This window comes from Terriglobia bacterium, from assembly GCA_035712365.1.
Classification (GTDB): domain Bacteria; phylum Acidobacteriota; class Terriglobia; order UBA7540; family UBA7540; genus SCRD01.
In genome coordinates this window covers 226,081-249,839 of the sequence record DASTAW010000048.1, presented here as the reverse complement: position 1 = coordinate 249,839, position 23,759 = coordinate 226,081, and the positions used below count along the sequence as shown (strand labels likewise).

18 protein-coding genes are annotated in these 23,759 nt (G+C 56.8%); 7 read left to right on the top strand and 11 right to left on the bottom strand.

What is annotated here, in order from left to right; genetic code table 11:
• Nucleotides 1-102: 102 nt before the first annotated feature.
• The 3 genes from VFQ24_15095 to VFQ24_15085 form a co-directional block, all read right to left on the bottom strand.
• Nucleotides 103-1,101, bottom strand: a complete 999-nt coding sequence (locus VFQ24_15095) for a GDP-mannose 4,6-dehydratase (GenBank protein HET9179681.1) — start codon at nucleotides 1,099-1,101, stop codon at nucleotides 103-105.
• Between the two features lie 98 nt (nucleotides 1,102-1,199).
• Complete coding sequence (locus VFQ24_15090; GenBank protein HET9179680.1) at nucleotides 1,200-2,309, bottom strand: glycosyltransferase family 1 protein; 1,110 nt, start codon at nucleotides 2,307-2,309, stop codon at nucleotides 1,200-1,202.
• Between the two features lie 76 nt (nucleotides 2,310-2,385).
• Nucleotides 2,386-3,744 carry a sigma-54 dependent transcriptional regulator gene (locus tag VFQ24_15085; protein ID HET9179679.1) on the bottom strand — a complete coding sequence of 453 codons (1,359 nt, stop codon included), beginning with the start codon at nucleotides 3,742-3,744 and terminating at the stop codon, nucleotides 2,386-2,388.
• A gap of 255 nt (nucleotides 3,745-3,999) precedes the next feature.
• Between VFQ24_15085 and VFQ24_15080 the strand changes: the two genes are divergently transcribed.
• From VFQ24_15080 to VFQ24_15065, 4 genes are all read left to right on the top strand, one after another.
• On the top strand, nucleotides 4,000-5,370 hold the full coding sequence (locus tag VFQ24_15080) for a sigma-54 dependent transcriptional regulator (GenBank protein ID HET9179678.1): 1,371 nt from the start codon (nucleotides 4,000-4,002) through the stop codon (nucleotides 5,368-5,370).
• Nucleotides 5,348-7,186: an ATP-binding protein gene (locus VFQ24_15075; GenBank protein ID HET9179677.1), complete on the top strand. Its 1,839-nt coding sequence runs from the start codon at nucleotides 5,348-5,350 to the stop codon at nucleotides 7,184-7,186. Before VFQ24_15080 ends, VFQ24_15075 begins: the two co-directional genes overlap by 23 nt.
• A 200-nt stretch (nucleotides 7,187-7,386) precedes the next feature.
• Nucleotides 7,387-7,758, top strand: a complete 372-nt coding sequence (locus VFQ24_15070; protein HET9179676.1) for an HNH endonuclease — start codon at nucleotides 7,387-7,389, stop codon at nucleotides 7,756-7,758.
• Nucleotides 7,759-7,924: 166 nt separating this feature from the next.
• Nucleotides 7,925-8,470, top strand: a complete 546-nt coding sequence (locus VFQ24_15065) for a hypothetical protein (GenBank protein ID HET9179675.1) — start codon at nucleotides 7,925-7,927, stop codon at nucleotides 8,468-8,470.
• Nucleotides 8,471-8,633: 163 nt separating this feature from the next.
• Here VFQ24_15065 and VFQ24_15060 read toward each other — a convergent pair whose 3' ends face one another.
• Genes VFQ24_15060 through VFQ24_15045 form a run of 4 tightly spaced genes read right to left on the bottom strand, consistent with a single transcriptional unit; the run spans nucleotide 8,634 to nucleotide 13,959 of the window.
• Nucleotides 8,634-9,308 carry a hypothetical protein gene (locus tag VFQ24_15060; GenBank protein ID HET9179674.1) on the bottom strand — a complete coding sequence of 225 codons (675 nt, stop codon included), beginning with the start codon at nucleotides 9,306-9,308 and terminating at the stop codon, nucleotides 8,634-8,636.
• A gap of 5 nt (nucleotides 9,309-9,313) precedes the next feature.
• Entirely contained in the window at nucleotides 9,314-11,230 is a 1,917-nt protein-coding gene (asnB, locus tag VFQ24_15055; protein HET9179673.1) for an asparagine synthase (glutamine-hydrolyzing), read from the bottom strand.
• A 51-nt stretch (nucleotides 11,231-11,281) separates the two neighbouring features.
• The gene (locus VFQ24_15050) at nucleotides 11,282-13,135 is read right to left on the bottom strand and encodes a glycosyltransferase family 39 protein (protein ID HET9179672.1); all 1,854 of its coding nucleotides are present in this window, start codon (nucleotides 13,133-13,135) and stop codon (nucleotides 11,282-11,284) included.
• Between the two features lie 56 nt (nucleotides 13,136-13,191).
• Complete coding sequence (locus VFQ24_15045) at nucleotides 13,192-13,959, bottom strand: glycosyltransferase family 2 protein (GenBank protein ID HET9179671.1); 768 nt, start codon at nucleotides 13,957-13,959, stop codon at nucleotides 13,192-13,194.
• 281 nt (nucleotides 13,960-14,240) lie between these two features.
• Between VFQ24_15045 and VFQ24_15040 the strand changes: the two genes are divergently transcribed.
• Nucleotides 14,241-15,242 (top strand): BON domain-containing protein, encoded by a 1,002-nt coding sequence (locus tag VFQ24_15040; GenBank protein ID HET9179670.1) that lies wholly within the window; start codon nucleotides 14,241-14,243, stop codon nucleotides 15,240-15,242.
• 113 nt (nucleotides 15,243-15,355) lie between these two features.
• Here the strand turns inward: VFQ24_15040 and VFQ24_15035 are convergent, their stop codons facing one another.
• Together VFQ24_15035 and VFQ24_15030 are read right to left on the bottom strand one after the other, a co-directional pair.
• Nucleotides 15,356-15,883 carry a 2'-5' RNA ligase family protein gene (locus VFQ24_15035; GenBank protein HET9179669.1) on the bottom strand — a complete coding sequence of 176 codons (528 nt, stop codon included), beginning with the start codon at nucleotides 15,881-15,883 and terminating at the stop codon, nucleotides 15,356-15,358.
• Between the two features lie 17 nt (nucleotides 15,884-15,900).
• Entirely contained in the window at nucleotides 15,901-16,665 is a 765-nt protein-coding gene (locus tag VFQ24_15030) for a hypothetical protein (protein ID HET9179668.1), read from the bottom strand.
• Between the two features lie 121 nt (nucleotides 16,666-16,786).
• On the opposite strand from VFQ24_15030, the gene VFQ24_15025 reads away from it, so the two are divergent.
• Nucleotides 16,787-17,731, top strand: a complete 945-nt coding sequence (locus VFQ24_15025; protein HET9179667.1) for a VOC family protein — start codon at nucleotides 16,787-16,789, stop codon at nucleotides 17,729-17,731.
• Nucleotides 17,732-17,824: 93 nt separating this feature from the next.
• Here the strand turns inward: VFQ24_15025 and VFQ24_15020 are convergent, their stop codons facing one another.
• Nucleotides 17,825-19,429: a lipase maturation factor family protein gene (locus VFQ24_15020; protein HET9179666.1), complete on the bottom strand. Its 1,605-nt coding sequence runs from the start codon at nucleotides 19,427-19,429 to the stop codon at nucleotides 17,825-17,827.
• 231 nt (nucleotides 19,430-19,660) lie between these two features.
• Between VFQ24_15020 and VFQ24_15015 the strand changes: the two genes are divergently transcribed.
• Nucleotides 19,661-22,495: a glycoside hydrolase family 2 TIM barrel-domain containing protein gene (locus VFQ24_15015; protein ID HET9179665.1), complete on the top strand. Its 2,835-nt coding sequence runs from the start codon at nucleotides 19,661-19,663 to the stop codon at nucleotides 22,493-22,495.
• Between the two features lie 63 nt (nucleotides 22,496-22,558).
• Here the strand turns inward: VFQ24_15015 and VFQ24_15010 are convergent, their stop codons facing one another.
• Entirely contained in the window at nucleotides 22,559-23,728 is a 1,170-nt protein-coding gene (locus VFQ24_15010) for an aminotransferase class I/II-fold pyridoxal phosphate-dependent enzyme (protein HET9179664.1), read from the bottom strand.
• Between the last annotated feature and the right edge of the window lie 31 nt (nucleotides 23,729-23,759).

Genomic DNA, 23,759 nt, shown 5'->3' with positions numbered 1-23,759 from the left:
GAAAGGGCGATGAAGTCACCAACTATATAGCCATGGCACCTGGTTTATGTCTGTAAGCGACAGCAGCTAAACAACTTACTGGACATTGGTTGTCTGATTCGGTTATGCCTCGCTGGGTGACCCGATGGCTTCGCTGGCGGAAGAGAGGTCGGCTTCCAGCATCATTCTGACCAGTCGGGGAAAGTCGACAGTAGGCTTCCAGCCGAGCTCCTTACAGGCTAGAGTGGCGTCGGCCCGCAGGTCATGGATTTCTCCCGTTCGCAACAGATGTGAGTCAATTTCTACCCAGTCCTCGATAGAAGGAAGGACGGAGCCGCCGGTCATCCGGTGGAGTTCCACGAGTACCTGCCGGAGGAATTCCTCCACGCTGTGCGAAATTCCTGTTCCAACCACATAGTCTTTAGCGGACCCGTTCTGCAACATGGCGTGCATGGCCTTCACATAGTCGCCCGCAAAGCCCCAGTCGCGCCTGGAATGCAGATTCCCCAACCTAAGTTTCGTCCTATCACCCATCGCCCAACGCGCGGCCGCGCGGGTGATCTTTCGAGTTACCATTTCCGGGCCGCGACGCGGAGACTCGTGGTTGAATAGAATGCCCGAAGCAACGTAAAGGCCGCGGTTCCGGTATACTTCTGCCATACGGTGGGCCGCCATCTTGGAAATTCCGTAGGGAGACAACGGTTGTAATGGCGTCTGCTCGCTGCGCGAACCGTCAGCGTTTCCAAACATCTCCGAGGTTGAAGCCTGATACACGCGCGTGTCGGGCTTCTGGCGTTCGACCACCTGGAGCAGGCGCGCCAAGCCTCCTGCATTGATGTCCATTGTTTCGGCTGGACATTCCCAACTTGTAGGGACAAACACCTGGCCGGCCAGGTTGTAGAGTTCATCGGGCCAGGCCTTTTGGAAGGCGACGGCAAGGGATTCCGCATCACGCATGTCTCCGTAGACAAACTCGATGCGGTGAACCACGGGCTGAAGCCATCGCAAAGTTGCCGGCTCACGGCGAATGAGGCCCCAGACTTCATAATCCAGGCCAAGCAGGTATTCGGCAAGGTAACTACCGTCCTGCCCCGATATTCCCGTGATCAGTGCCTTCTTCATTTTTCAGAAATCCTTGCAATGTGCTCCGCTTTGCCGCCATTCTGTTGCCAGCCGAAAATATTCTGATCCACCGCAGTACGGCTGACAAATGGCCAGGGTTACAGCGCCAAAACCTCATTATAGGCTTGTAGATTGGCTTCCGCGGTACGGCGCCAGGTGAATACACGCGCGCGAGCTCTGCCACGCTCAATCATCAGCCTCCGTTGGCCCTCATCCTCGACGGCGCTGGCGACTTTCTCGGCGATGTCATTGGGGTCGTGCGGGTCGATGTAAAGGGCCGCGTCACCTCCGACTTCCGGCAATGATGATGTTTTTGAAGCCACCACCGGAAGTCCGTGGGCCATGGCTTCAAGTACCGGAAGGCCGAAGCCTTCTTCGAACGACGGGAAGAGGAACGCACTTGCGACGTCGTACAGCACGGCGAGTTGCTCCGCTGGGACGTAACCCATCAACACCACACGTGAGCTGAGGCCTTCGGTCCGTATAAAAGCATGGATTGCTTCACTGCCATGGCCGTTCCCGCCCGCGATCACAAGGCGGTATCGCTCTGGCAGGTAGCGGAGCGCCTTAAGAGCATTCAAAGTGTTCTTTCTTGTTTGGATCACGCCTACGGTAAGAACCATCTCATTGCCTTTTCCCACAAGCTGCTCGCGTTCCGCTAGACGGCGCTCCTGGCTGAGGGATTCGGCGGGCGCATCAACTCCAAAAGGAATCAACCGGAGCTTCTCTCGTGGCACCCCCGCGTGCCTCAGCAATTGGTCCATTGTGTATTGTGAGGGCGTAATGATGCGGACGGCCCGCTCCACTGCTTCCAGCAGCAAGGCTGAGAATTTCTGTTGGAAATCCGAAGTCGAGTAGTCCTTGCCGGTAAGAGGAAACAGGTCAATGACGGTAACAATCTCATTCTTGAACCGGAACGCGGGCGGCCGCTGCACCAGGCTGTGGAACAGATCCGTCCGCCAGGGCAACCAGAATGTCCAGGGGTTTTGATAGTAGCGAACCGAAAAACGCGGCCCCTGCGAGCCTGGGCAGGAACCCGGGTGGAGGAATTCTCGTCGCGACTTAAACCTCGAAAGCCGGTAGCAGAGCAGGTAATGATGCTCGCATTCAATTTCGGCAAGCGATTCAATCAACCTTCTGCAGTAGACAGCCACGCCGGAAGGCTGCTCGCCCACTGTATAAGTCGCATCAAGAGCAATTGTTGCCATCAGATGGATTTTCGATTTTGCGGCCTGAATTGTCGAATGATTCTTCCCGCGGCTGGTGGCAAGAGGGCCCTCAACCCTATTGGGGACCCACTGTACCTTCCAGGTTGTACTCCTTGATTTTCCGGTACACCGTGGTCTTGCCGATTCCGAGCAGTTTGGCGGCGCGAAGGCGGTCACCGCCCGTGATTTCCAGGGCCCTCCGAATCGCATCCTTTTCCAGCTCCCGCAGTGTGGAAAACCGCTGCTTACCGCTTTCGTTACGCATCGCGCACAGAAGAGTCGAAGGCAGGTCTCTCACCTGAATTTCAGGGGATGATCCGAGTGCCGCCGCGCGCTGAATGCAATTCTCCAGTTCACGGATATTGCCAGGCCAGTCATAATTCATCAGCCTGCTCATCGCGTCGCAAGAGATGTCGCGGATGTCGCCCGAACTTCCAGCGTAACGGTCGATAAAATGGTGCACCAGCAGCGGAATATCCCCCTTGCGGTCCCTCAGCGGCGGCAACTTAATGGAAACAATATTGAGCCGGAAGAACAGGTCCTTGCGGAAAGTGCCGCGGGTGATAGCGCCTTCCAGGTGCTGATTGGTTCCCGCGATGATGCGGGCCTCGATCGGCACGCGCTGGTTGCTGCCAACAGGCCTCACCTCGCGTTCCTGTATGGCCCTCAGCAGTTTCGATTGCAGTTCCACCGGAAGTTCCGCAATTTCATCCAGAAAGATGGTACCTCTTCCGCCCGCCACCAGCAGCCCCGCACGGTTCTGGCTGGCCCCTGTGAATGCGCCACGTACGTGTCCGAACAGTTCGCTTTCGACCAGTGTTGAAGATAGTGCGCCGCAATCCACGGGAACGAATGGAAGCTCACGCCAGGGGCCATAAAAATGGATCGCCCGCGCCACAAGTTCCTTGCCAGTCCCGCTTTCTCCAAGCACCAGCACGGGGTGCCGTTTGGCAGCCACTTTGAGGATCATCTCATAGACCCTCTGCATCCTGGCGGACGCGCCAATCAAAGCTCCCAGCCCTTGTCGTGTCTGGAGCTGCTCGCGAAGCAAGCGGTTTTCAGCGGCCATCTCTCTTTGCTGGATCAACCGGCTCAGCAGGCGTTCGAGATCGTTTCCTGCGAACGGACCGATCAGGCATTCCTGAGCGCCTTGATCTACGGCGTGGCGGGCAAGGGCGGCATCGCCGTCCGTTGCAAGGACGATAACCTCTGGTCCGGGCGATGCCCCACGGGCGACTTTGATCAGTTCAGCTACAACGAGGCCCGGCATCCGAGCGTCGGCCAGAATGATGTCAATTCCACCGGCCTTGACGGTGTTGAGAGCTTCAAAAGGCGCTCCAGCCACGGTGGCTTCAAGCCCCATCAGTTTCGAGACGCTGAAGCACGTGTCTATAAGCGACTTGTCCTGTGAAGCGATCAGGAGATGGATTTCCATAGCGGGTGTTAGCTGTCCGTGAGCCTTTGAGCTGGAAAGCACGCACAGTATATGAAGGAGATTTGAGGAAAGTCAAAAGAAATCCCGAATTGGAACTTGACCGCATCAACATTCCCCAAACAGGAATTCCGCACGAAGAGAGTTTACGTTCGAAAACGGCGCTCTTGGTCGCAGGATGGAAGTGCCGTTTGGCCGGTTTGGTAGCAATTTGTTCGGTTTCCTAATCTATACTATATTGAGCACAAGGAGATCCACGTGCCGCGACATGACAAGATCCTCGTGGTTGACGATGACGCCAGCGAGAGAGAAGGTCTGGCGGAGCTGTTAAGGGTGTGGGGCTACGAGGCTGAAATCGCTGCCGATGGTCAGCAAGCCCTTGACCAGGCGGGAGCGTTTAATCCCAGCGTTATTATTTCGGACCTTCGCATGCCCGGAATGAGCGGCATGGATCTCCTGCGCCAGATGCGCGAATCGCGTCCTGAAGTATCTTTCATTATGTTGACGGCCCAGGGCACTATCGAGGAAGCCGTGGAGGCCACCAAGCTAGGGGCCTTTAACTTCCTTGAAAAACCCGTTGATCCGAAGCGCCTGCAGGTTGAACTCCGCAATTGCCTGGCGCGCCGCGAAAGCGAGTTGCAGCTCGAAATCGCGCATCGGCGGCTGCGTGAAGCGGGCATTTTGGGGCAGTTGGTGGGGCGGTCGAAGAAGATGCAGGAGGTCATGTCGATTATCGCCGCCGTGGCGCCCTCGCGGGCCAGTGTTTTGATAACGGGTGAAAGCGGGACCGGGAAGGAATTGGCAGCTCGCACCCTCCATGAGCTGAGCCCGCGGAAAGGCAAGCCGTTTGTGGCCGTTAACTGTGCCGCGATTCCCGAAAGCCTCATGGAGAGCGAAATCTTCGGCCACGAGAAGGGTGCTTTTACGGGAGCTGTGGAGAGGCGGATGGGTTGTTTTGAACTTGCCGACGGCGGCACGCTTCTGCTGGACGAAATTGGCGAGATGCCGGCGCAGACACAGGCCAAGCTTTTGCGTGTCCTCGAAGACTCCAAGCTCCGGCGTCTGGGCAGCAAAAGCGAGACCTCTGTTGATGTTCGGGTGCTTGCCGCAACCAACAAGGTCCCCGAAGAGGCCGTTTCGAAGGGAGAACTTAGAAACGACCTTTACTTTCGCCTCAACGTGGTCCAGATTACCATGCCTCCGCTTCGCGAGCATCTGGGCGATCTGGAACCTCTGACCCAGGCGCTCATCGAAGACCTGAATCGCAAGCACCATACTTCGGTGAAAGCCGTGGATGGCAACTTACTGGAAGCATTCCGCCACCATTCGTGGCCCGGCAACATTCGTGAACTCCGTAACACGCTGGAACGCATGGTCGTTCTAAGCCAGGGAGACATCCTGCTCACCACTGATCTCCCTGCTGATTTTGGAAAGGCTTCAACGGCTGCAATGGGGGACGATCTTCATCTTCGCCCAGGGATGACAGTTGGGGAGGCGGAGCGCCGGCTGATCTTCGAAACGCTGACCTTTACCAGTAACAACAAAACCCGTGCTGCTGAAATGTTGGGCATCAGTTTGAAGACTCTTCACAACAAGTTGAAGGAATATGAGGCTGAGCCTCAAAGCTAAGCTGACGGCACTGATCGGGCTGCTGGTGCTGGTCGTGGTGCTGGCCATCTCGGCCCTTTACCTTTTTATCATCACTCATGAGGCCCTCGTCGCTGTGGGGAGAAGAGGGTCGTTTGTGGCCGATGAAGTTTACCATCAGACCCAGACCGTGCTGTCCCAGAGTTATCTCCCGGCCGGGGTCGATCCCTCAGATACTCCGGCGGTGCTCCAGTTCGTCGGGACCCGGCTGGCAGAAGACCCCAACCTCAGTTCCACCATTGAATCCGCGGTGGGCAACTCACCGACCATCTATTACGTAGCGATAACAGATCAAAAGGGGATTATTCTTGCCCATAACGACCCTGCTCAAGTGGGAAAGCAGTTCACTCCGGCGCCATCGTTTGACCAACTCCTGAACTCGGGCATACTGCAGCAGCTCCATGTCATCTACGGACCACAGCAAATCTATGAGGTTGTCCACTCCAGCATGCTGGGCGACCGTCCGCTGGATGTTCGCGTAGGCGTCTCAACGCTGTTTGTCGCCAGCGAACTGACGCCTGAATTGCACCGGGCGTTGCTGCTTGCCATTGTGGCGCTCATCCTGGCGACTCTGTCCGCCAGCCTGCTCTCTTATGGGGTACTGCGTCCCCTCAAAACCATCTCCCGCAGCGTTGAGCGGATGGCGCGAGGAGAAAATCCCGAACCGCTGATGGTGGACCGTAAGGATGAATGGGGCATCCTTTCCTCCAAGCTGAATCTGCTGGGCGAGCAGATTCGAGGGGAGAAAACAGCATTTACTCAGCTTAAGGAAAATCTTGACCAGCTTTTTTCCAACCTCGCGGACGGCCTGATGCTTTTTGACAGGCAGGACCAGTTGGTGCTTGCCACGCCTGCCGTGGAGCGGTTCCTGGGCGAAGACCCCAAACTGTTGCTGCACCGAACGGCGGCGGAAATTTTCTGGAGCGATCATCCCATGGATCGCGTGCTCCGCGAGGCGTTTGTGGCGCGGGTGCCTGTTACCTGGGAGTCACCGAATGAAGGTGATGGCGATGACAATGAAGGCCCCCGCATCTTGGCCAGCGTGCAGTTTGCTGAGACGGGAGGGGAATCTGTCGGCGCACTGGTAACGGTGCGGGACGCCGGCACACGCGCCCAACTGGAGGACCAGATCGCCGTGGCATCGAGGCTTGCGGCGCTCGGCCGCATTACCTCCGGAGTTGCGCATGAGGTGAAGAACCCGCTGAACGCAATGGTCCTGCAGTTGGAAATTCTGAAGGCGAAACTTGCCGAAAACAGTACTGCCGTTAAGCCCCAGCTTGACACGCTTTCCTCAGAGATCTGGCGGCTCGACCGTGTGGTGAAGACGTTCCTCGATTTTACGCGGCCTGTGGAGTTGCGGCTGACCGATACCGATCTGGAGCAGATGCTCCAGGAAGTCTTCACTCTCGCTGAGCCCCAGGCGCGGCAGAACCATGTGCGGCTGAAGATCGAGAAGGATGGTCCCGTCCCCAGGTTGAAGGTCGATCGCGATCTGTTTAAGCAGGCCCTTCTGAACCTGGTGCTGAACGGCTGCCAGGCAATGCCATCCGGAGGAACGCTGAAAATCAGGTCAAGGAAAGCGGACCGCCGGGTGGAACTTGAAATCGAAGACCAGGGCGTGGGCATTCCCCCCGATGTGCAGCCCAAGATCTTCTCGCTATTTTTTACAACCAAACCGGGCGGCTCAGGTGTGGGTCTGGCGATGGCCTACCGGATTATTCAATTGCATAACGGTTCCATCGACTTTTCAAGCGAACCGGAACAAGGGACAACGTTTCGAATTGTCTTGCCTGCTTAGTCCCTGTCCAGTGCCTTCATCTGTCGTCACCCACCCGGTTGAATTAATCAGCAGGGTGTTGCTACCTCCAAAAGAATATCGGGAGTAAAATAGGCTCAGAATGGTTGGAGGCTAGCGGGAGAAGTTAACCTCTATTTGCCTTGGAGCGCACGAAACAAGATGTCGTGCGCTTACGAAAACCGGGTTCGAGAGGAGGAGCCATGGCCTTGAAGAAGCTCCAGAAGTTTTTTGCCGGCCCCGTGCCACACCTGTCGCGAGAAGACGCCATGAAGGTGTTTACTCGCGATCAATTTCAGTGCCAGTATTGCGGACTGGACGGCTTGCACCAGTTCACGAACTGGATGGTCCTCACCGTTGATCACGTTCACCCGCACTCCCATGGCGGGGCACGAAAAATGGAGAACCTCGTGACGTGCTGCCAGCCCTGCAATGTGATCAAGGGGAAACGCCTTTTCAAATCGTTCGAGGATGCTAAAACCTTTGTGCTGAAGATGCGAAAGGAGTGGGAGCATCTTTACGCGCAGCAGGCCAAGACGACCGAGAAAAGCATTGCGAGCCACATCACTGCCTGAAAATAAGGACGTCTGCGTCTGATCAACTTACGGCACGAGCTATAGGGAGCTATTAACTCACGTAGAGAAGTGTATCCATTGTGTCCCTGGTGCTTGCGCAGTTCAGCGCGGATTGAGGCAGGCAGAAGAGCCCACGGTCCTGCTGAAGTGATAGAATTAGGGTACCTTGAGCTGGAAAGTTGCAGTAGTCGGTATAGCCTTGATTTTTGGCGGCTGCCTCAAGAGGCAGACGGGGCCTCAGGTTGTCTACGTCCCCTCGCCTCCGCCGGCGGCGACGCCCTCGCAGTCAGACCAGAGCATTATTGTGCAGGCTCCCGCCCCGCCGGCGCCTCTTGAAGCCAAGCAGCCGGCCCCTCTGCAGCCTCCTCCAGAAACTGCACCCAGCAAGCCTTCACCTCCCAGACGTGCTGAGACGAAATCGCCACCGGAAGAGCCCCCGGGTGTCGAGATTCCCGCGCTGCACTCTGCCGTCAATTCTGGCCAGGCGATAGCTTTGCAGAATCAGATAGTCCAGTCGCAGCAGGGAATTGAGAAGAGGATCGCTGCTCTCAGCCGCGAATCGTTGTCACCGTCCCAGCGGAAAATGCTCGACGATGCGCGCGGGTTCCTCCAGAATTCCCAGAAGGCGCTTCAGGAGACAGACCTGCAGCGGGCATCCATTCAGGCTAACAAGGCTGATCTTATAGTGACCTCGCTTGAGCGCCCCCGATAACCGTAGGAAGCAATATTAACCCGCCGGATTGAACCTGGTGAGCAGGTCCGGCCCTCCGACCCTCGATTACCTCTTGTAAATGTACTCCGTCAACGACGCATGACGTTTTGTGGAGTGACCACCATGCCCGGCAGCAAGGCTTCGTCAATATTGAATTGTGCCGTTACATCCACTTATGGCGGTCTGAATAGAACGTAATCTGGCGTTGGGGAAATCTTTCCTTGAAAGCTCGATAACGCCGCAGGACTTTCACGTACCGACGATTGGAGGTTTTCAGCCTGGTGTGAGGAAGGGCAATTAACGCCTCTTCGACGCTCCACACATTTTTCAGGGAAAATCGCCAGTCCGTGGCGACCAGCTCTCGGAGATCAGCGAGGGCATAACCGATGATTCTTGCCTGTTCGGTGACAAAGGGGTCAACATAACTCATCACCAGGTGGCGGAGGGTGCGGTAGAGAGGTTTGCGCCCCTGAAGGCTGTAGTCGCGGGACTGTCCGACAGATCCCCATCTGCCGCGATGGCGGAAAGCAAATACCACATGGTCCAGCTTGTCTTTGGATTCCAGGTCCAGGAGCAGCGGCGGATAGCCGTGCTGTTCCAGGATAGCTGCTGCTACGAAAGCCGCCTCGAGGCAATGAGATGTTGCATGCCTGAGCGTGACACGAAAACTCCGCAGCGTCTCACCGTTCCTTTCACGATTATAGGTGAACGTACGGATAAATTTCTGCACCTGGCGTGGTGTCCGGCAGGTTTGGATGATCTCCCACTCATGGGGAGTGAAAGCCTCGCGCGGAGGCAGGTCGTAAGGCGAGTTCGGGTTGAATTTGCGGGGGCGCAAGCGTTCTAGTCTCCCATGTTCCACCGATCGTACCAGAGCTGGAAACAAAGCAGCGTCCATAGGGCTTTCCGGTGGTCAACCTGGGCGGTTGAATGCTCGCGAATCAACTGTTGGACATACGCGCTGTTGAACAGCCCCTGGCGCTTCAGCTTTCCTTCTTCCAGCGTTTCAGCCACAAGCGGCTGTAGTTCATTGCGAAGCCAGCCTGCCACGGGTACGGTGAAGCCGCGCTTCTGCCTGTAAACGATCCTGGGCGGCAACCACTTTTCTACGGCTTTCTTCAGAATATATTTGGTCTGGAAGCCGCGCACCTTCAGGTCGGTCGGCAGGCCCGCCGCAAACTCGATGAGGCGATGGTCGAGGAAAGGGGTCCTCATTTCCAGCGAACAGGCCATGCTGGCGCGGTCCACCTTGACCAACAGGTTGTCTTCAAGATACATCCGGAAATCCAGATAGAGCATTTCCCCCAGCACTTCATCAAAGCGGGCGCCTTCCAGGACCCGCGACAGCGGACTGAAAATAACGCCGATCGGGGAGTGTGGGCCCGCCCACGCCGGGCTGTAAAGCTGCTCCAGTTCGTCCGCGGAAAACATGCCGAACCACGAATGATGGCGCACCGCCGGATCTTTTTCGACATGTGTCAAAAAGCGGCGGAGGAACAGACCTTTGGGCACGGCGTCTGAAGAGACCGGCAAGAGTTCCCGAACCCGATCAAAAACCTGCCGGCGAAGGAAATCGGGAAGCATCAGGTAATATTTCGCCGCCCGAGCCCCGAGGTAAGTGGGGTATCCGCCAAACAGTTCGTCACTGCCTTCTCCGCTTAATGCAACCTTGATGTGTTGGCGCGCGAAACATGAGAGCAGATAGGTTGGAAGGATGGCGGGATCGGCCATCGGCTCGTCGAGATGGTCCACCAGGGTCAACAGTGCGCCGCGCATGGCTTTGTCGTCGGCCGTGAGGACGTGATGCCTGGTGTTGAAATGCCTGGCCACGAACTCGGCGTATTCTCCCTCGTCAAACGAGCGTTCTGGAAACGACACAGAGAAGCTGTTGACATTCCCGGGCGAAAGTTCACTCATTGCGGCAACCACGATGGAGGAATCGATGCCGCCACTGAGAAATACTCCAATGGGAACATCGCTGACCAGGCGCGAGACAGCGGCCTCGCTCAACTTTTCGCGTAGCTCTTCACAGGCTTCTTCTTCCTGAGTGCGGCTAAGACTTGCCGCCTCCGGCTTCCGCAGATAGGCCTGAAGTTTCCAGTAGCACTCAATGTGCATTTGCTGGTTTTCAACCACCATCAGGTGCGCGGCAGGAAGTTTTTTGATGTCGGAATAAACCGATCGGGGAGATGGGAAGTAACCATAAAAAAAATACTGCGAAAGAGCTTCGCGATCAATTTCCCTGCTAACGTGTGGATGTTCTAAAAGCGCTTTTATCTCCGACCCAAACAACAACGTGTCGTCAGATTCCCAATAGTAAAGCGGTTTCTCCCCCGCCCGGTCGCGCGCCAGAACCAGCCGCTTTTCGCGATCGTCCCAGAGTGCGATGGCGAACATGCCGTTCAGTTCACGTACGAATTTTGGTCCCGCTTCCTCGTAAAGATGGGCGATCACCTCGCCGTCGGACTGAGTCTTGAAAATGTGACCGCGTTCAAGAAGGTCCTTGCGAAGCTCGCGGTAATTGTAGATCTCTCCGTTGAAAACCAGGTTGATGTCGCCGGTCTCGTTGGATAGCGGCTGGTCGCCAGTCTTGAGGTCGATAATGCTTAATCGCCGAATGGCTAACGCGAGGTGAGGGAGTTGGAATTTGCCCTGGCTGTCCGGTCCCCGATGCCTGAGCCGGGCCGACATTCGATCAACCAGTTCGGGGTTGTCGAGCGGCCGCAGAAACATATTGTGAATACCGCAAATGCCACACATAAAGTCTTAGCTTGTCGGTCCGCCCCTTCGGAGTGGAATTCGTTTTGGCGTTCAGTTTCCCTTTTGCTGACCACTGGTGGAGCGTGAGCTGGCTGGTATTTCCCAGACGGAATATTGCCACCCAGTCCACATGGGATCCATCGCCTGAACGGCGTTGGCGAGGCCCTTCACCTGGTTGTTTCTTACCAGCACGAGTTCAGGTGTTGAAGGCCGTTTCGCCAGCCATTGGTTCAGATCCATCACCAGGGGCATACCGTCCATCTCCGGAGGAGCAAGAAGCGGGGGCAATTGTCCGTTTTGGGCTTCCTGCTTAATTCGCGGCCACTGCGTCACGATGTAATTGCTGGTCAATTCATCCGCTGTGGAGGAAATCAGGCCCACCGGCCTTCGAAGATAAAAGGGGAGCCCCGTCCGGAAGTAATAATAGCCGTAGATGGGAAAGCTTCTCTGGGGGCTGTCGAGAATGGTGTCTGCAAGGGCGCGACTCGACTTTGCGGAAGCAAAAATCTCAAGCGGGCGAAACCACCGCACCAGCATCAGCGGGAAACAGCACGCCAGCAAGGCGAACATGATTGCGGTGGGGGTCTTCTGCCTGGCTCGCGCACAGAGATTTCGTCCGATGACCCCCAAGGCAGCGAGGATGATTCCTGTATAAAGCATTGCGGGCCCCAGCAAAATGAGGACATCATGCGGCATTTTTCCCTCGAGTCGCCCGCGAGGGAAAAGCTGGTGTTGAAAGTGAGGGACCGCCGCAACGATGATCCCCAAGCCGATCAGTGTGGCAAAACCGCCAGTCAGCCAATCGGCTGTCCGGTCCTCCCGCTCAGGTCCGCAAGCCGTCCACACTTTTGCCATCAGCACGCTGAGCGGGACCATAGCAGGTAGAAAGTAACCAGGAAGCTTGGACCGCGAGATCGTGAAGAAGACGAAGATTACACCTGCCCAACTCAGTAGGAACAGCATTGGAGCGGCGTGTTCCTGCCGGAGCTCCCTCCATCGCCTGACTCGATGGATGGCGGCGTAGAGCAGGAAAAAGCTCCAGGGCAGGAAGCCAGCAAGATAGATGATCAGGTAATAATAGATGGGACCGGCGCGGTGAGAATGTCCCGTGGCAAACCTTTGCAGGCTCTCCTGCCAAAAGGCGTATCGCGGAAAGTCCGGGTGCCGGATCGAAACTGCGATAAACCAGGGGAGCGTTATCGCGAAGAACACCGCCACGCCCAGCAGCCAGTTCAAGTCCTTCAGGCGGGCGAGTTTCCCGCGGAGGGCCTGGTAGGCTGCGATGGATAGCAACGGCAGCAGAAATCCTACGGGACCTTTCGTGAGGGTTGCCAGGCCCATGGCCGAGAAAAACAGAACATCGAGCAACTTTTGGTGTTCAGGGCCGCTTTCCCGGAACCAATAGCAGACCATCGCTGATGTGACGAATAGGGTCAGAGTCATGTCGAAGATGACGTCGCGGGCAAACACAACCACCAGTGGCGAAGTCGATAGGACAATTCCGGCGTAAAGAGCCGTGGATTTTTCAAACATCCGGCGGGCCAGCAACCACCCAAGAAATACCGTCAGGAGAGCTGCCAGTGCCGAGGGAAAGCGCGCGCTCGCTTCGGACAATCCCGCTAGCTTAAACGATGAGGCCACGGCCCAGAAAAAGACAGGAGGTTTGTCCAGATAGGAAAAGTTGTTAAAGTGGGGAGTAATCCAGTCCCCTCCCGCAAGCATTTCACGGGCGACTTCCGCGTTCCTTCCTTCATCGGGCTCAATCAGGGCAAGACGCCCAATGCCGGCAAAAAACATGCAGCCAGCCACCACCAGAAGCACGAGTACGTGAATGGCGGGAAGTCCACCGCGGGTTGTATTCGCAGGCGAAGCTTCAACTAGATTTGAACTGCTTTGACCACTCACAGGTTTCGCACCTCTCCGTCAGCCTAAAGCCCGACTCCGCAAGAGCGTCTCACGCGTCACTTTTCCACTGCGCCATCCATGTGGACTTTACCGCATTCAACGGGTTGCCGTTCGATCAGTTGGAGGTTGGATTCGAAACCGATGTGGTTTTTTTTCATCCAGCGCACCGCCCAAACGTCTTCAAGCCCTTTCACCAGCCGCCCCCAGGTCCCGTACTTGGTTTTTCCCGCCAGCCGCGGATGATGCGACACTGGCACCTGCGTCACGCGGTATCCACGCATCCGGATCAGTGTGGGGAGGAAGCGGTGCATCCCCTTATAAAGCTCCAGGCCGTCCAGGCATTCGCGCCGGTAGGCCTTGAGAGTGCAGCCGGTGTCAGCGATGTTGTCGCCCGTTGCCCAATTACGGAAGCCGTTCCCGATGCGCGACGAAATGCGCTTCCAAAGCGTGTCTTTACGCTGTGCGCGGACGCCACACACCAGGTCCCAGTTGTTCAGCATCCCTGCCAGGCGCTGGATTTCCATGGGATCGTTTTGCAGGTCGGCATCGATGGTTGCGATGACCTCGCCGCGCGCCAGCCGGAAACCGGCAGCCATCGCGGCGGTCTGGCCCATATTCTTGTGGAAATGGGCAATGCGAATCCGGGAGTCTTTAGCCTGGGATTCCTTCAGCAGTTCCAGAGTATGGTCGCTGCTGCCGTCGTCGACGAACAGGATTTCAACGGCGCCTTCCCAGCCAGACATGGCCTCCGAAATGCGGGCCACGAGTGGACCGATGTTGCCCTCCTCGTTGTAAACCGGGATAACAATTGAAAGACTCTGCATCTCAAGCTTCGTCAGGCGGACGGAATACACCAGGTTGAGCAGAGAAAGCCAACAGGCTGAATCCTCTTGAGTTCCATTTGCCTGCCTTACACGAGAAATTCTAGCACGCCGGGGGACCTTCCGAAGAAGCTACCACGGCGCAAACCCGCAATACCATTGGACTTTGGTTTTCCAGAAGGGTTAAACTGCGAGGCGGGTGTGGTTAAACGAAATCACCCGTTTCAGCTTTGCGCTGAGACTGGAAATCAGCCGCGAGTCGTTTTCGCGGAGGAGAGGTGCGTATGATCCATCCTAAAAACCGCATGGCAGCCTTGATGGTAGCCCTTGTGGTGACTTTCGGTGGCTGCAGCCTGTTCAAGAATTCGAGTGCTCCGAACGACGAGGCCATCGCAGCCTCCGTTCAGGCCAAGCTTTATCAGGACCCTGTTCTGAAGACGCGCGACGTCCACGTGGTTTCACAGCAGGGAGTCGTGGTTTTGTCGGGTACCGTGGGCAGCGATCAGGAAAAATCAGCGGTCGAACAGCTCGCTCACAGTGCCGACGGTGTCAAACAGGTGATCGACGAATTAGCGGTCAGTGCTCCTGCGCAAGCCGCTGCGGAACCACCTGCTCAACCGGAACCCAGGGCCACACGGCGCCGCACTCGGGCAACATCAGAGCGTGCGCCTTCACGCGAACCGCAGGATCAGACCCCGGCGCCCGTTGAGCAGGAACCTCCGGCTGCTGCGCAGGCTGCGGATGCCGCTCCGCCACCGCCGCAACCGGTGGAAGTTACCATTCCGGCGGGGACCGTTATCACCGTGCGGACCGTGGATCCGGTCGATTCCTCAACCAACAAAACGGGAGACGAGTTTGCAGCAACCGTCGACTCGCAAATTGAAGAGAACGGGCAGGTCGTTATCCCCCGCTATGCCAAGGCGCGTTTGCAACTTGCTGCCGCCCGCAGTGCCGGCCACATCAAAGGGCAGTCGGAAGTTCAGCTACAACTGGTCAGCCTCACAGTAAATGGCAAGAGCTATCCAGTGAGTGCCGGGGTCTATCAGCAGGAGGCGTCCTCTCGCGGCAAGCAAACCGCCAAAAGAGTTGGCATTGGCGCTGCTGTGGGGGGAATTATTGGCGCCATTGCCGGCGGTGGGAAAGGCGCTGCCATCGGCGCCGGCGTCGGCGCGGGAGCAGGAACGGGAGTGCAGATGGCGACGAAAGGTCAGACGGTCAAGATCCCGCCTGAAACGAAGTTGGATTTCACCCTGAGCAGCCCGCTGAACATTACGGTGAATCCATAGGAATTCCGGGGAGAGACGCGTCCAGAAATTATTTATACACCGTTACCGGTTTTCTGGCGAAGCGCCAAGGAAAGATCGCACTGTTCCGCGCGAGAGGTTCTCTCCCCAGAGTATCATCTTAAATCAAAGGTTTTTACGGGCTTCCACTGGCGCACGGGCCCATCCACCCGCCAGAGCATGAGCTGGTGGACCCGAAAGGCCCGGCCCGACAGCCAACTAAGATCTGTTGCCATCTTCTGCTTAGTTTCTGGCGGAAGCTTTCCATACACGAGACTCATGTGCGGCATATAAGGCGCGTTTTGGCGGGTGAAGGTCCGGCAGGCTGCGCGGTAGGTCCTGGAGATTGCGTGGCCTGCGACTACGGTTACAAACAGGCAGCGAAAGTTTTCATCGAGGAAGCCGATTTCGCCCAGTTCAAAGCGGAATGGTTCGAGGATACTTGCCAGTGAAGCCGATTTTGCCAGGGCCTTCGCTTCTGGGAGTACAATTCGGCCAAGCAGGGTAATATGAGGCCCAAACCGTGGCGTCGAGTGTTCGCGGCTGAGGCGTGAAATCGCGCTGGCCAGGATGCTGAATGCCGGCTGGCCGGGCACCAACCAGAGAGCGTAGCCCTTTGCGGCAGGACTTTCGGACGTCAACAATCCAGCCTCCAGGAACTTCAGGGTTTGCCCTGTGAAGCGGGTTCGCTGTTTCCGGGCTTTTTGCGGACGCGCCTTCCTTTGAAATCGGGCAGGACATTTCTCAGGTTTGTGGGAGAGCTGTCGGTTTTGTAATTCTTGTAGCCCAATTCGTTCTGACATCCGGCCAGATTGGTTTCCATGGTTAGAAATATCTGGTCGTGGTTGCGCAGCAGAAATGAAAGATAAGGTTTGAGCGACTGGCGCATGGTCAACAGATCGTTCCATGACTGATTAAATTCACCCTCCAGGCTCGGATTGTTGTAGCGTGAGGCAGTCCTGGAAAGCCTTTCAAGCTGCGGCAGGACTTCGCTGATGCCGGCATACGTTTCAAATCCCAAATATTCACTGTCCGGCCGGCTGTCAAACATCTGGCGGCTCTGGTCCAGGGAAGCAAGACTGCCGCGCAGCGCGTTCAGGGTGTTGTTGAAATTCGCAATCTCGACGGCTGGCATCTTCAGTTGATCGGGGCGAATCTGGGTCGTCAGGTCTTTGACGCGTGCCTCTGCCTGCCACAATTTTGAGAGCAACTGGTGCGTCTGCGCCGGTTCCATGTATCCCGGTTGACTCGCCATGGAGCGCGGTGGCGCCTGCAAGCTTTCAGGGACTTTGATCCTTTCCGTTTCAATCTGCTCAGGCGACGCAGCTTTGGCCGCGGGCTTTGCCGGCTCCTGGCCGGGCGTTTGGGCCGCCAGTGTGCAGGAGGTAAGCAGCCCGAAAGTAATCAAAAGGGCAAAGAATCGCATGGCAACTCCTGAGTCTGAACTTTGGATCCAAAAATCAGCATGGCAGCGGCCGGAGGGGTTCGTCCAGAAGTTTTTCAGAAGGACTTGACCGTGCCTGGCGATGACGACATAATCCTCCAACATGAAACTTCTGGTTGCTTTTTCCGGAATCATTGCTGTGGTCCTACTCTCTGTGACGCCGGGGGTTTTGAAGGGAAGATCAAAATTGGACGCGGCGCCGGACCGTCCTCAAATCCTTGGCATCGCCCATGTCGCACTCAGAGTGAAGGACGCCGCCGAGGCCCGCAATTTCTTCGGACAGATTTTGGGTTTTGACCAATTGCCCGGCAACGAAACGGCCGCAGGCAAGATGGCCTACACCTATTTCAAGGTGAGCGACGACCAGTACGTCCTGGTCTCTTCCACCCTTTCATCTCCAACCGAGGACCGCCTGATTCACATCGCCTATCGCACGACGGATGCCAGAGGTTTGCGCGGTTATCTGGCCAGCCGAGGCGTGGCGGTTCCGGGAGAGCTACGGAAAGACCCGGAGGGTGACTTGAGCTTCTCCTTGAAAGATCCCGCCGGTCATGTGGTTGAGTATATTCAATACCTCCCGGGATCGATTGAGAGCCGCAACTTCGGAAAGTTCCTTTCTTCCAGGCGCACCTCCCGCCAGATAATTCACGCGGGCGAGACGGTGGACAATCGAACCGCTGCCGACCATTTTTACCGTGGCATCCTGGGTTATCGCGTGATGTGGACAGGGGGCATGACGGACGCCCGCACGGACTGGGTGGACATGGTTGTGCCTAACGGCAGCGATTGGCTGGAGTTCATGCTGAATGTCCAAAATCCGTCACCTCGGCTGCTGGGCGTTATGAATCATCTCTCTTTGGGCGTCAAGGACATACAGCAGGCTTTTGAAACCATTAAAGCTCGCGGTTATAAGGCCGAAGAACCGGAAATCGGCCGCGATGGAAAATGGCAGCTCAACCTCTACGACCCAGATCTCACGCGCATAGAGTTCATGGAATTCAAACCTGTGCGGAAACCCTGCTGCTCGAAGATGCTGAGCTTCAACTAAAACGGGGATACGGACCCCGTCCGGCCCACAGAGCGGTTGCAGATTATCTGGCCTATTCCTCAGGGCGATGCTATAAGCTGCACAGGACTGACGTCATTTTTGTGGCGGCAGCGGTCCCGGCCACTCGATTACGAAAACTCCCCCACCCGGTGAACGTCCCACGACTGGCGCGTAAAGGCCCAGTAAGGTGCGGCGCCACCAGAGCCCTGTTGCGCGTTTCGTGCTGAGGTCGGTAAACCAGTATTGCCAGGCAACGGCCCGAACCTCCAGAGGCGGCTGGCCGGGAAAGGGATTGGAGCGGAAAAGGGAAAGTACGCTTGGATCGTTGGTAAGCAGCAACTCCTCCGTCTGCATGATCCAGGGATTATGCTCAAAGTCGCCAAGTGAGGCGAACCACAGGTTCCAGTCGAAGCGTGGCTGGTAAGGGGCGTAAATTCCGGGCGCTTCTTTCGGGTCCTGAGGTTTGTAGCGAAAGGGATAAGCAATCCAGTTCTTGCCGTCACGCGAGCCCTGGAACTCGATTTCATACCGCGCCCTGGTCATAACGGCAAACAGGCCGTACTGATTGGCGATGCGGAAAGGCTGAAGGACCTCAGCGGGCTCCAGGGGTAGCGGGAGCGACGGAAGGAACATCAGGAGCAGCAGCACCGTCGTGGCGTAAAAAATCCAGGTGAGAAAAACGCCTGAGATCACCATCCCGGCTGTGGATGCGGCCGGCGGCTGCGCATCTGCCGGCGGAGTTTTCCAGGTGAGAAACCGGGGCCTGCCAATCCTGCCCAGCCTGGAAGCCTTCAGCCGGCTGAACCAATCTTCGAAATTCCTGTCATCAAGCAGCAGAAATCCGAGAGAGAGGACAAGGTAATTCAAAAACGCATAGTTTGACGTCAGGATAATTCCAATCTGAAAAGGCGTCAGGATTAGAAAGCAGATCAGACGGCTGCGCCGGGAAAAGATGAACATCCAACAGATGCCGAATTCGGCTATCAGCGTAAAAAGCGAAAGAGCAACCTGAAAAGGATGCGGGATTTGCTGGGCGTACCAGCCGATCCACGTGGGCAATGGACTATTCTGGTAGTAATGGTCCATGGCCGTCAGGTGTTGCCACTGGGGGTCGTGGCTGGCCAGCTTCGCCACACCTGACTCGAAGTAAATTCGAAACCATTCCCACTGTAGTAGAAACAGACTGGCGGGCGATGGCGGGCAGGAATGCCCCAAACCGGGACGAAACCCCGCCGGCGCCAAGAAGAGAGATATGAAGCCGGCGGCCAGCAGCATGCCGTCTGACTGATAATCCGCAAAATTGCGAGCGGCGGCTATGAAGGACAGATACGCCAGCAAGGCAACCGCGACGGTCCCGCGGGGCCATAGGTTGAAAAACAGAGCGACGGAGGCCAAAAGCCCGGCCCACACCAGGAGGTGCAGCGCGAATGAGCCACTTCCCAGCCAGAGGAGCGTGGGCGCAAACCAATACCGCAGGACTCCCGCGTGATTCTTGAGAATCGTGAGATAGTCCCCGGCGGGCAGGATGCCATTCGGTCCTATCAGGCCGTCGATCTGGAAAGCCAGAGAATAGAAGGCCGAAAAAAAGATCAGGCCGAGCGTGCGAAGGAACAGCCAGCGCGGCCACAGATGCCCCGGTCGGCCGGGTTGTTCGGGACCAAACATCCTGCGAAACGGCGTTTTGATATCCAGAGCCATTTGACCGCCTATTTTACAGGTAACGCGCGTCAATCCAGCGCCGGTTCTTTCTGGAGGACCCGGCGAATATGCAAAGTGAAAAACCACCATCTGCAATCTGCGCATTGCGTTACTTCTATGGGAACGCATAAACTCTTTGGGTAGAAGGAAGGGACGGGGACCTCGGGCATCCGCGCAGATTCAGGTCGGGGGCCAGGTGGGTGCCTTAAGGGGAGGGGGAATTTGCTTCGAGTGAAAGCCTGGACGGCGTTGTTCCTGCTGGTGCTGATTTCGACAGCTTTGACTGCCGCCTCCGAACCTGAAAACGCCGCGAGCGGGCCAACGCCCACCATTTCTCTGGACGGCAAATGGAGCTTTATCGCAGACCCATCCGGGTCTCTCAAGGTCCAGGACCTTGCTTCGGCCAAGGACGCGAGAGCCATACAGGTCCCGGGATCGTGGCAGTCGGAGTTTGACGACTTGCGCGATTATGCCGGCGTGGGCTGGTATTGGCGCTCCATCCAGGTTGATACACTCGAGCCCGCGCAAGCTGCAATCCTGAAATTCGGCGCGGTTGATTATCGCGCTCTGGTCTATGTCAATAATCAGCAGGTGGGCTCCCATGACGGCGGCTACCTGCCTTTTGAGTTTGACGTGACTTCGTTTCTCCATGCAGGCGAAAATCAGATTGCTGTTCGCGTTGTGGACCCGGGAGCGAAACCCAACGAGGTGGAAGGGATCAAGTATGCGGAAATTCCTCACGGCAAACAAAATTGGTACATCCAGACGAGCGGGCTGTGGCAGAGCGTCGAACTTGACATCCGACCGCGCGTCCATGTGGGAGTTGTGCATATTTCGGCTGGAGCAGGCGGTAACTTCACATTCAGCGTCCATCTCGTGAATGCATCGGCCAACCCATCCCAGATGCCGGCCATAAGCGCGGAAATTCTGGGTCCGGACGGAAAAGTCGTTTGGACAGGCTCCGAGAACGTGGTCACGGACCAGGGCGTCTGCATGTTTTCGGGTAAACTGTCAAACCCGGACCTGTGGAGTCTGTCCCATCCCGCCCTCTATACGCTGGCCATTCACGCCAGTTCCGGCGAGCAGCAATCGTATCGTTTCGGGTTTCGAACCTTCGAAACCCGTGACGGGAAGTTTTACCTGAACGGCAAGGTGATTTACCTGCGTGGCGCGCTGGACCAGGCCTTTTATCCCGACACTATTTACGTGCCTCCCTCGCTGGACTACTTGAAGGACGAGATGCGGAAAGCCAAAGCGATGGGACTGAATCTACTGCGCTGCCACATCAAAGTGCCGGATCCCCGCTATCTGGCGGCGGCCGACGAGACGGGCATGCTGATCTGGTACGAGATTCCGAACTGGGACGATCTGACCGCTGATTCCGAGGCCCGCGCGATCGAGACCCTGGAGGGCATGGTCCAGCGCGACTGGAACCATCCGTCGATCGTCATCGTCAGTATCGCCAATGAGAGCTGGGGCCTGAAGCTTGACCAGGCTGCGGACCGCGCATGGCTTAAAGAGGTTTATCACAAGGCGAAGCAGATCGTCCCGGGATGGCTGGTGGAGGACAACAGCGCCTGCTGCCAAAACTTCCACGTCTCGACTGATCTGGCGGACTTTCACGAGTACGACTCGATTCCCGACCACGCCGCCGACTTCGACAGATTCGTCGGTGATCTGGCGACCCGCCCGAAATGGCTTTTCAGCCAGTACGGAGACGCGGAACCCAAGGGCAATGAACCCCTGATGCTGTCGGAATTCGGAAACTGGGGCCTGCCATTTGTTCCGCAGGAAAAGCCCTGGTGGTTTTCCCGGGATTATCACGGACGGAGGATAACCCTTCCAGAAGGACTGGAGAAGCGGTTTGAGGATTACCAGTACAACACGATATTCCCCGATCTTCACGCCCTGCTGGCGGCAACGCAAGAGCATGAGTTCAAGTCGCTGAAATACGAGATCGCGAGTCTTCGGAGCCAGCCCTCCATCCAGGGTTATGTGATAACAGAACTGACCGATGTGATGTGGGAATCGAACGGCCTGATGGACATTTGGCGAAATCCCAAGAGCTTTGCAGCCGATCTCGGGGCCATTCAGCAGGATGATGCACTGCTGGTCCGCCCTATGAAGCACAATTATTTTGCAGGGGACAAAGCTGAAGTCGAGGTCCACTTGTCCCATTACGGCAGTAGCGATCTCGAGGCGGCGAAGGTCGCCTGGAACGTGGAAGGAACGGCGCTACACGGCAGCTTCCCGGCTCCGGCGGTCGCGATTGGCTCATCGGGAAAAGTGGGGACCATCGCCTTTACTGTCCCAGCATCCCCTGTACCCTCTCAGAATGTCCTGGACGTCCAGATTGCTGCAGGAGATGAAGTAATTGCGAGAGAATCAGTTGACCTATACTTCTATCCGCCTGCGACGCCTACGCTACCGCCCCCGGTAAATTTTCACGACCCCGAGGGCAAGCTGCGCCGCCTTGCTGGCGAAATGCAGCGGCGCGACTACTTTGAGACGGACAGCCTGCAAGCCCACCCTGTGATCATTACGCCAGTATTCGACGATTATGTGAAAAAGGCGCTTGAATCCGGCAGCACAGTCATTCTCCTTGCCAGTGCTCCGGAAACCATCACGCCAAAAGTGAAGGTCGTGCCGCGCTCGGAAGACTCGTTCGACGGGAACTGGATCTCCAATTTTGCCTGGGTACGCAAGTCTGCGCCCCCGTTCCGCAAGATCTATTTTGATACCCTGAGCGGTTTTGAGACAGGAGCAGCCACTCCGGAAGCTGTTGTCACGGGAATTCCGCCCGGAGAATTCCAGGACGTGCTGGCGGGGGAATTCTATGGATGGATCCATTCGAACGTGGGAACCTTGGTTCAGGCGCGCTACGACAAAGGCAAGCTCCTGATCTGCACTTTCTCCCTTAATACGCCTTACAGTACCGACCCCTACGCTACGTTTCTGATGGACGAACTTGTGAGTTACGCCGCGTCTGGCTTTTCCCCGAAATTTGAGATCACTCGGCAGGAAGACGCGAAGACAAGCCTGAAGGCCGGTGCTGCGGCCAAGTGATCTGCGACCACTGATGGCGGTCGCTGTTCCTGCTTTAGAGCCGCGCCCCTCAGCCGCTTGCCACTATCGGCTGTTCAATTTCTTCAGCCGGCGCGCGGCTTCGTCGAGTGTGGCTTCCTTTTTGCAGAAGGTGAAACGTAGCTGCTGGCTGCCGATCACGCGATCATTGTAAAAGCTGCTGCCCGGAACGGCGGCGACGCCGACCTTCTCAATCAAATATCGTGTGAACTCGAGGTCATTGGAGAACCCGAACCCGCTGATGTCGGTCATGATGTAGTATGCGCCGAATGGCTTGAAGCATTTAAATCCGGCATCCGCCAGAGCCTCGAGCAGACGGTCACGACGCCCGAGATAATCATCTCGCAGTCTGCAGTAGTAGTCATCGCCGAGGCGCAGTGCCGTGATTCCGGCCTGCTGCAAGGGCGCGGCGGCCCCAACCGTGAGAAAATCGTGCATCTTGCGAATGGCCTGGGTAAGGTGAGGTGGTGCGATGGCATAGCCCACGCGCCACCCTGTGACACTGTAGGTTTTTGACAGGGAGTTGATGGTGATGGTCCTCTCGCGCATACCCGGAAGTGTTGCCAACGAAATGTGTTGATAGCCATCATAGACAAGATGCTGATAGATTTCGTCGGTCATGACACAGGCGTTTGAGGCCCTTACGATTTCTGCGATGTTTTCAAGCTCATTTCGGGAAAAGACCTTGCCGGTGGGGTTGTTAGGTGTGTTAAGGATAAGCGCGCGTGTGCGCTCATTAAACGCTGACGCGAGCGTCTTCGGGTCAAACGTCCAGTCCGGAGGGTGCAGCGGCACAAAGCGGGGCACCGCGCCGCTAATGATAGCGTCCGGGCCGTAGTTTTCATAGAAAGGCTCGAAGACAACGACCTCCTCACCCGGGTTCACCACCGCCAGCAGCGAAGCCATCATCGCTTCCGTGGAACCACAACAGACCGTGATTTCCTGCTCGGGGTCCACGGCAAGCCCGGAATCCTTCTCAAAGCGCTCGGCAATGGCCCGGCGAAACTCGCGCGCTCCCCAGGTAATGGCGTATTGGTTGATATCGCCTTGGACGGCCCGAACTGCGGCTTCTTTGACTTCGGCCGGGGCCGGAAAATCGGGGAAACCCTGCGCAAGATTCACCGCGCCGTGGCGCTGGGCGAGCCGAGTCATTTCCCGAATGACGGACTCGGTGAACTGTTGCGCCTTGCGTGAAACTAATGGGTGTTCTACCACAGGGCATCCTTTTCAAATAAGCGGGCATTCA

Bases quoted from the DNA above. Each gene is read 5' to 3' on its own strand.
- VFQ24_15025 (HET9179667.1), top strand. From the start codon at position 16,787: ATGAAACTTCTGGTTGCTTTTTCCGGAATCATTGCTGTGGTCCTACTC.
- VFQ24_15095 (HET9179681.1), bottom strand. From the start codon at position 1,101: ATGAAGAAGGCACTGATCACGGGAATATCGGGGCAGGACGGTAGTTAC.
- VFQ24_15075 (HET9179677.1), top strand. From the start codon at position 5,348: ATGAGGCTGAGCCTCAAAGCTAAGCTGACGGCACTGATCGGGCTGCTG.
- VFQ24_15070 (HET9179676.1), top strand. From the start codon at position 7,387: ATGGCCTTGAAGAAGCTCCAGAAGTTTTTTGCCGGCCCCGTGCCACAC.
- VFQ24_15090 (HET9179680.1), bottom strand. From the start codon at position 2,309: ATGGCAACAATTGCTCTTGATGCGACTTATACAGTGGGCGAGCAGCCT.
- VFQ24_15085 (HET9179679.1), bottom strand. From the start codon at position 3,744: ATGGAAATCCATCTCCTGATCGCTTCACAGGACAAGTCGCTTATAGAC.
- asnB (HET9179673.1), bottom strand. From the start codon at position 11,230: ATGTGTGGCATTTGCGGTATTCACAATATGTTTCTGCGGCCGCTCGAC.
- VFQ24_15030 (HET9179668.1), bottom strand. From the start codon at position 16,665: ATGCGATTCTTTGCCCTTTTGATTACTTTCGGGCTGCTTACCTCCTGC.
- VFQ24_15040 (HET9179670.1), top strand. From the start codon at position 14,241: ATGATCCATCCTAAAAACCGCATGGCAGCCTTGATGGTAGCCCTTGTG.
- VFQ24_15020 (HET9179666.1), bottom strand. From the start codon at position 19,429: ATGGCTCTGGATATCAAAACGCCGTTTCGCAGGATGTTTGGTCCCGAA.
- VFQ24_15045 (HET9179671.1), bottom strand. From the start codon at position 13,959: ATGCAGAGTCTTTCAATTGTTATCCCGGTTTACAACGAGGAGGGCAAC.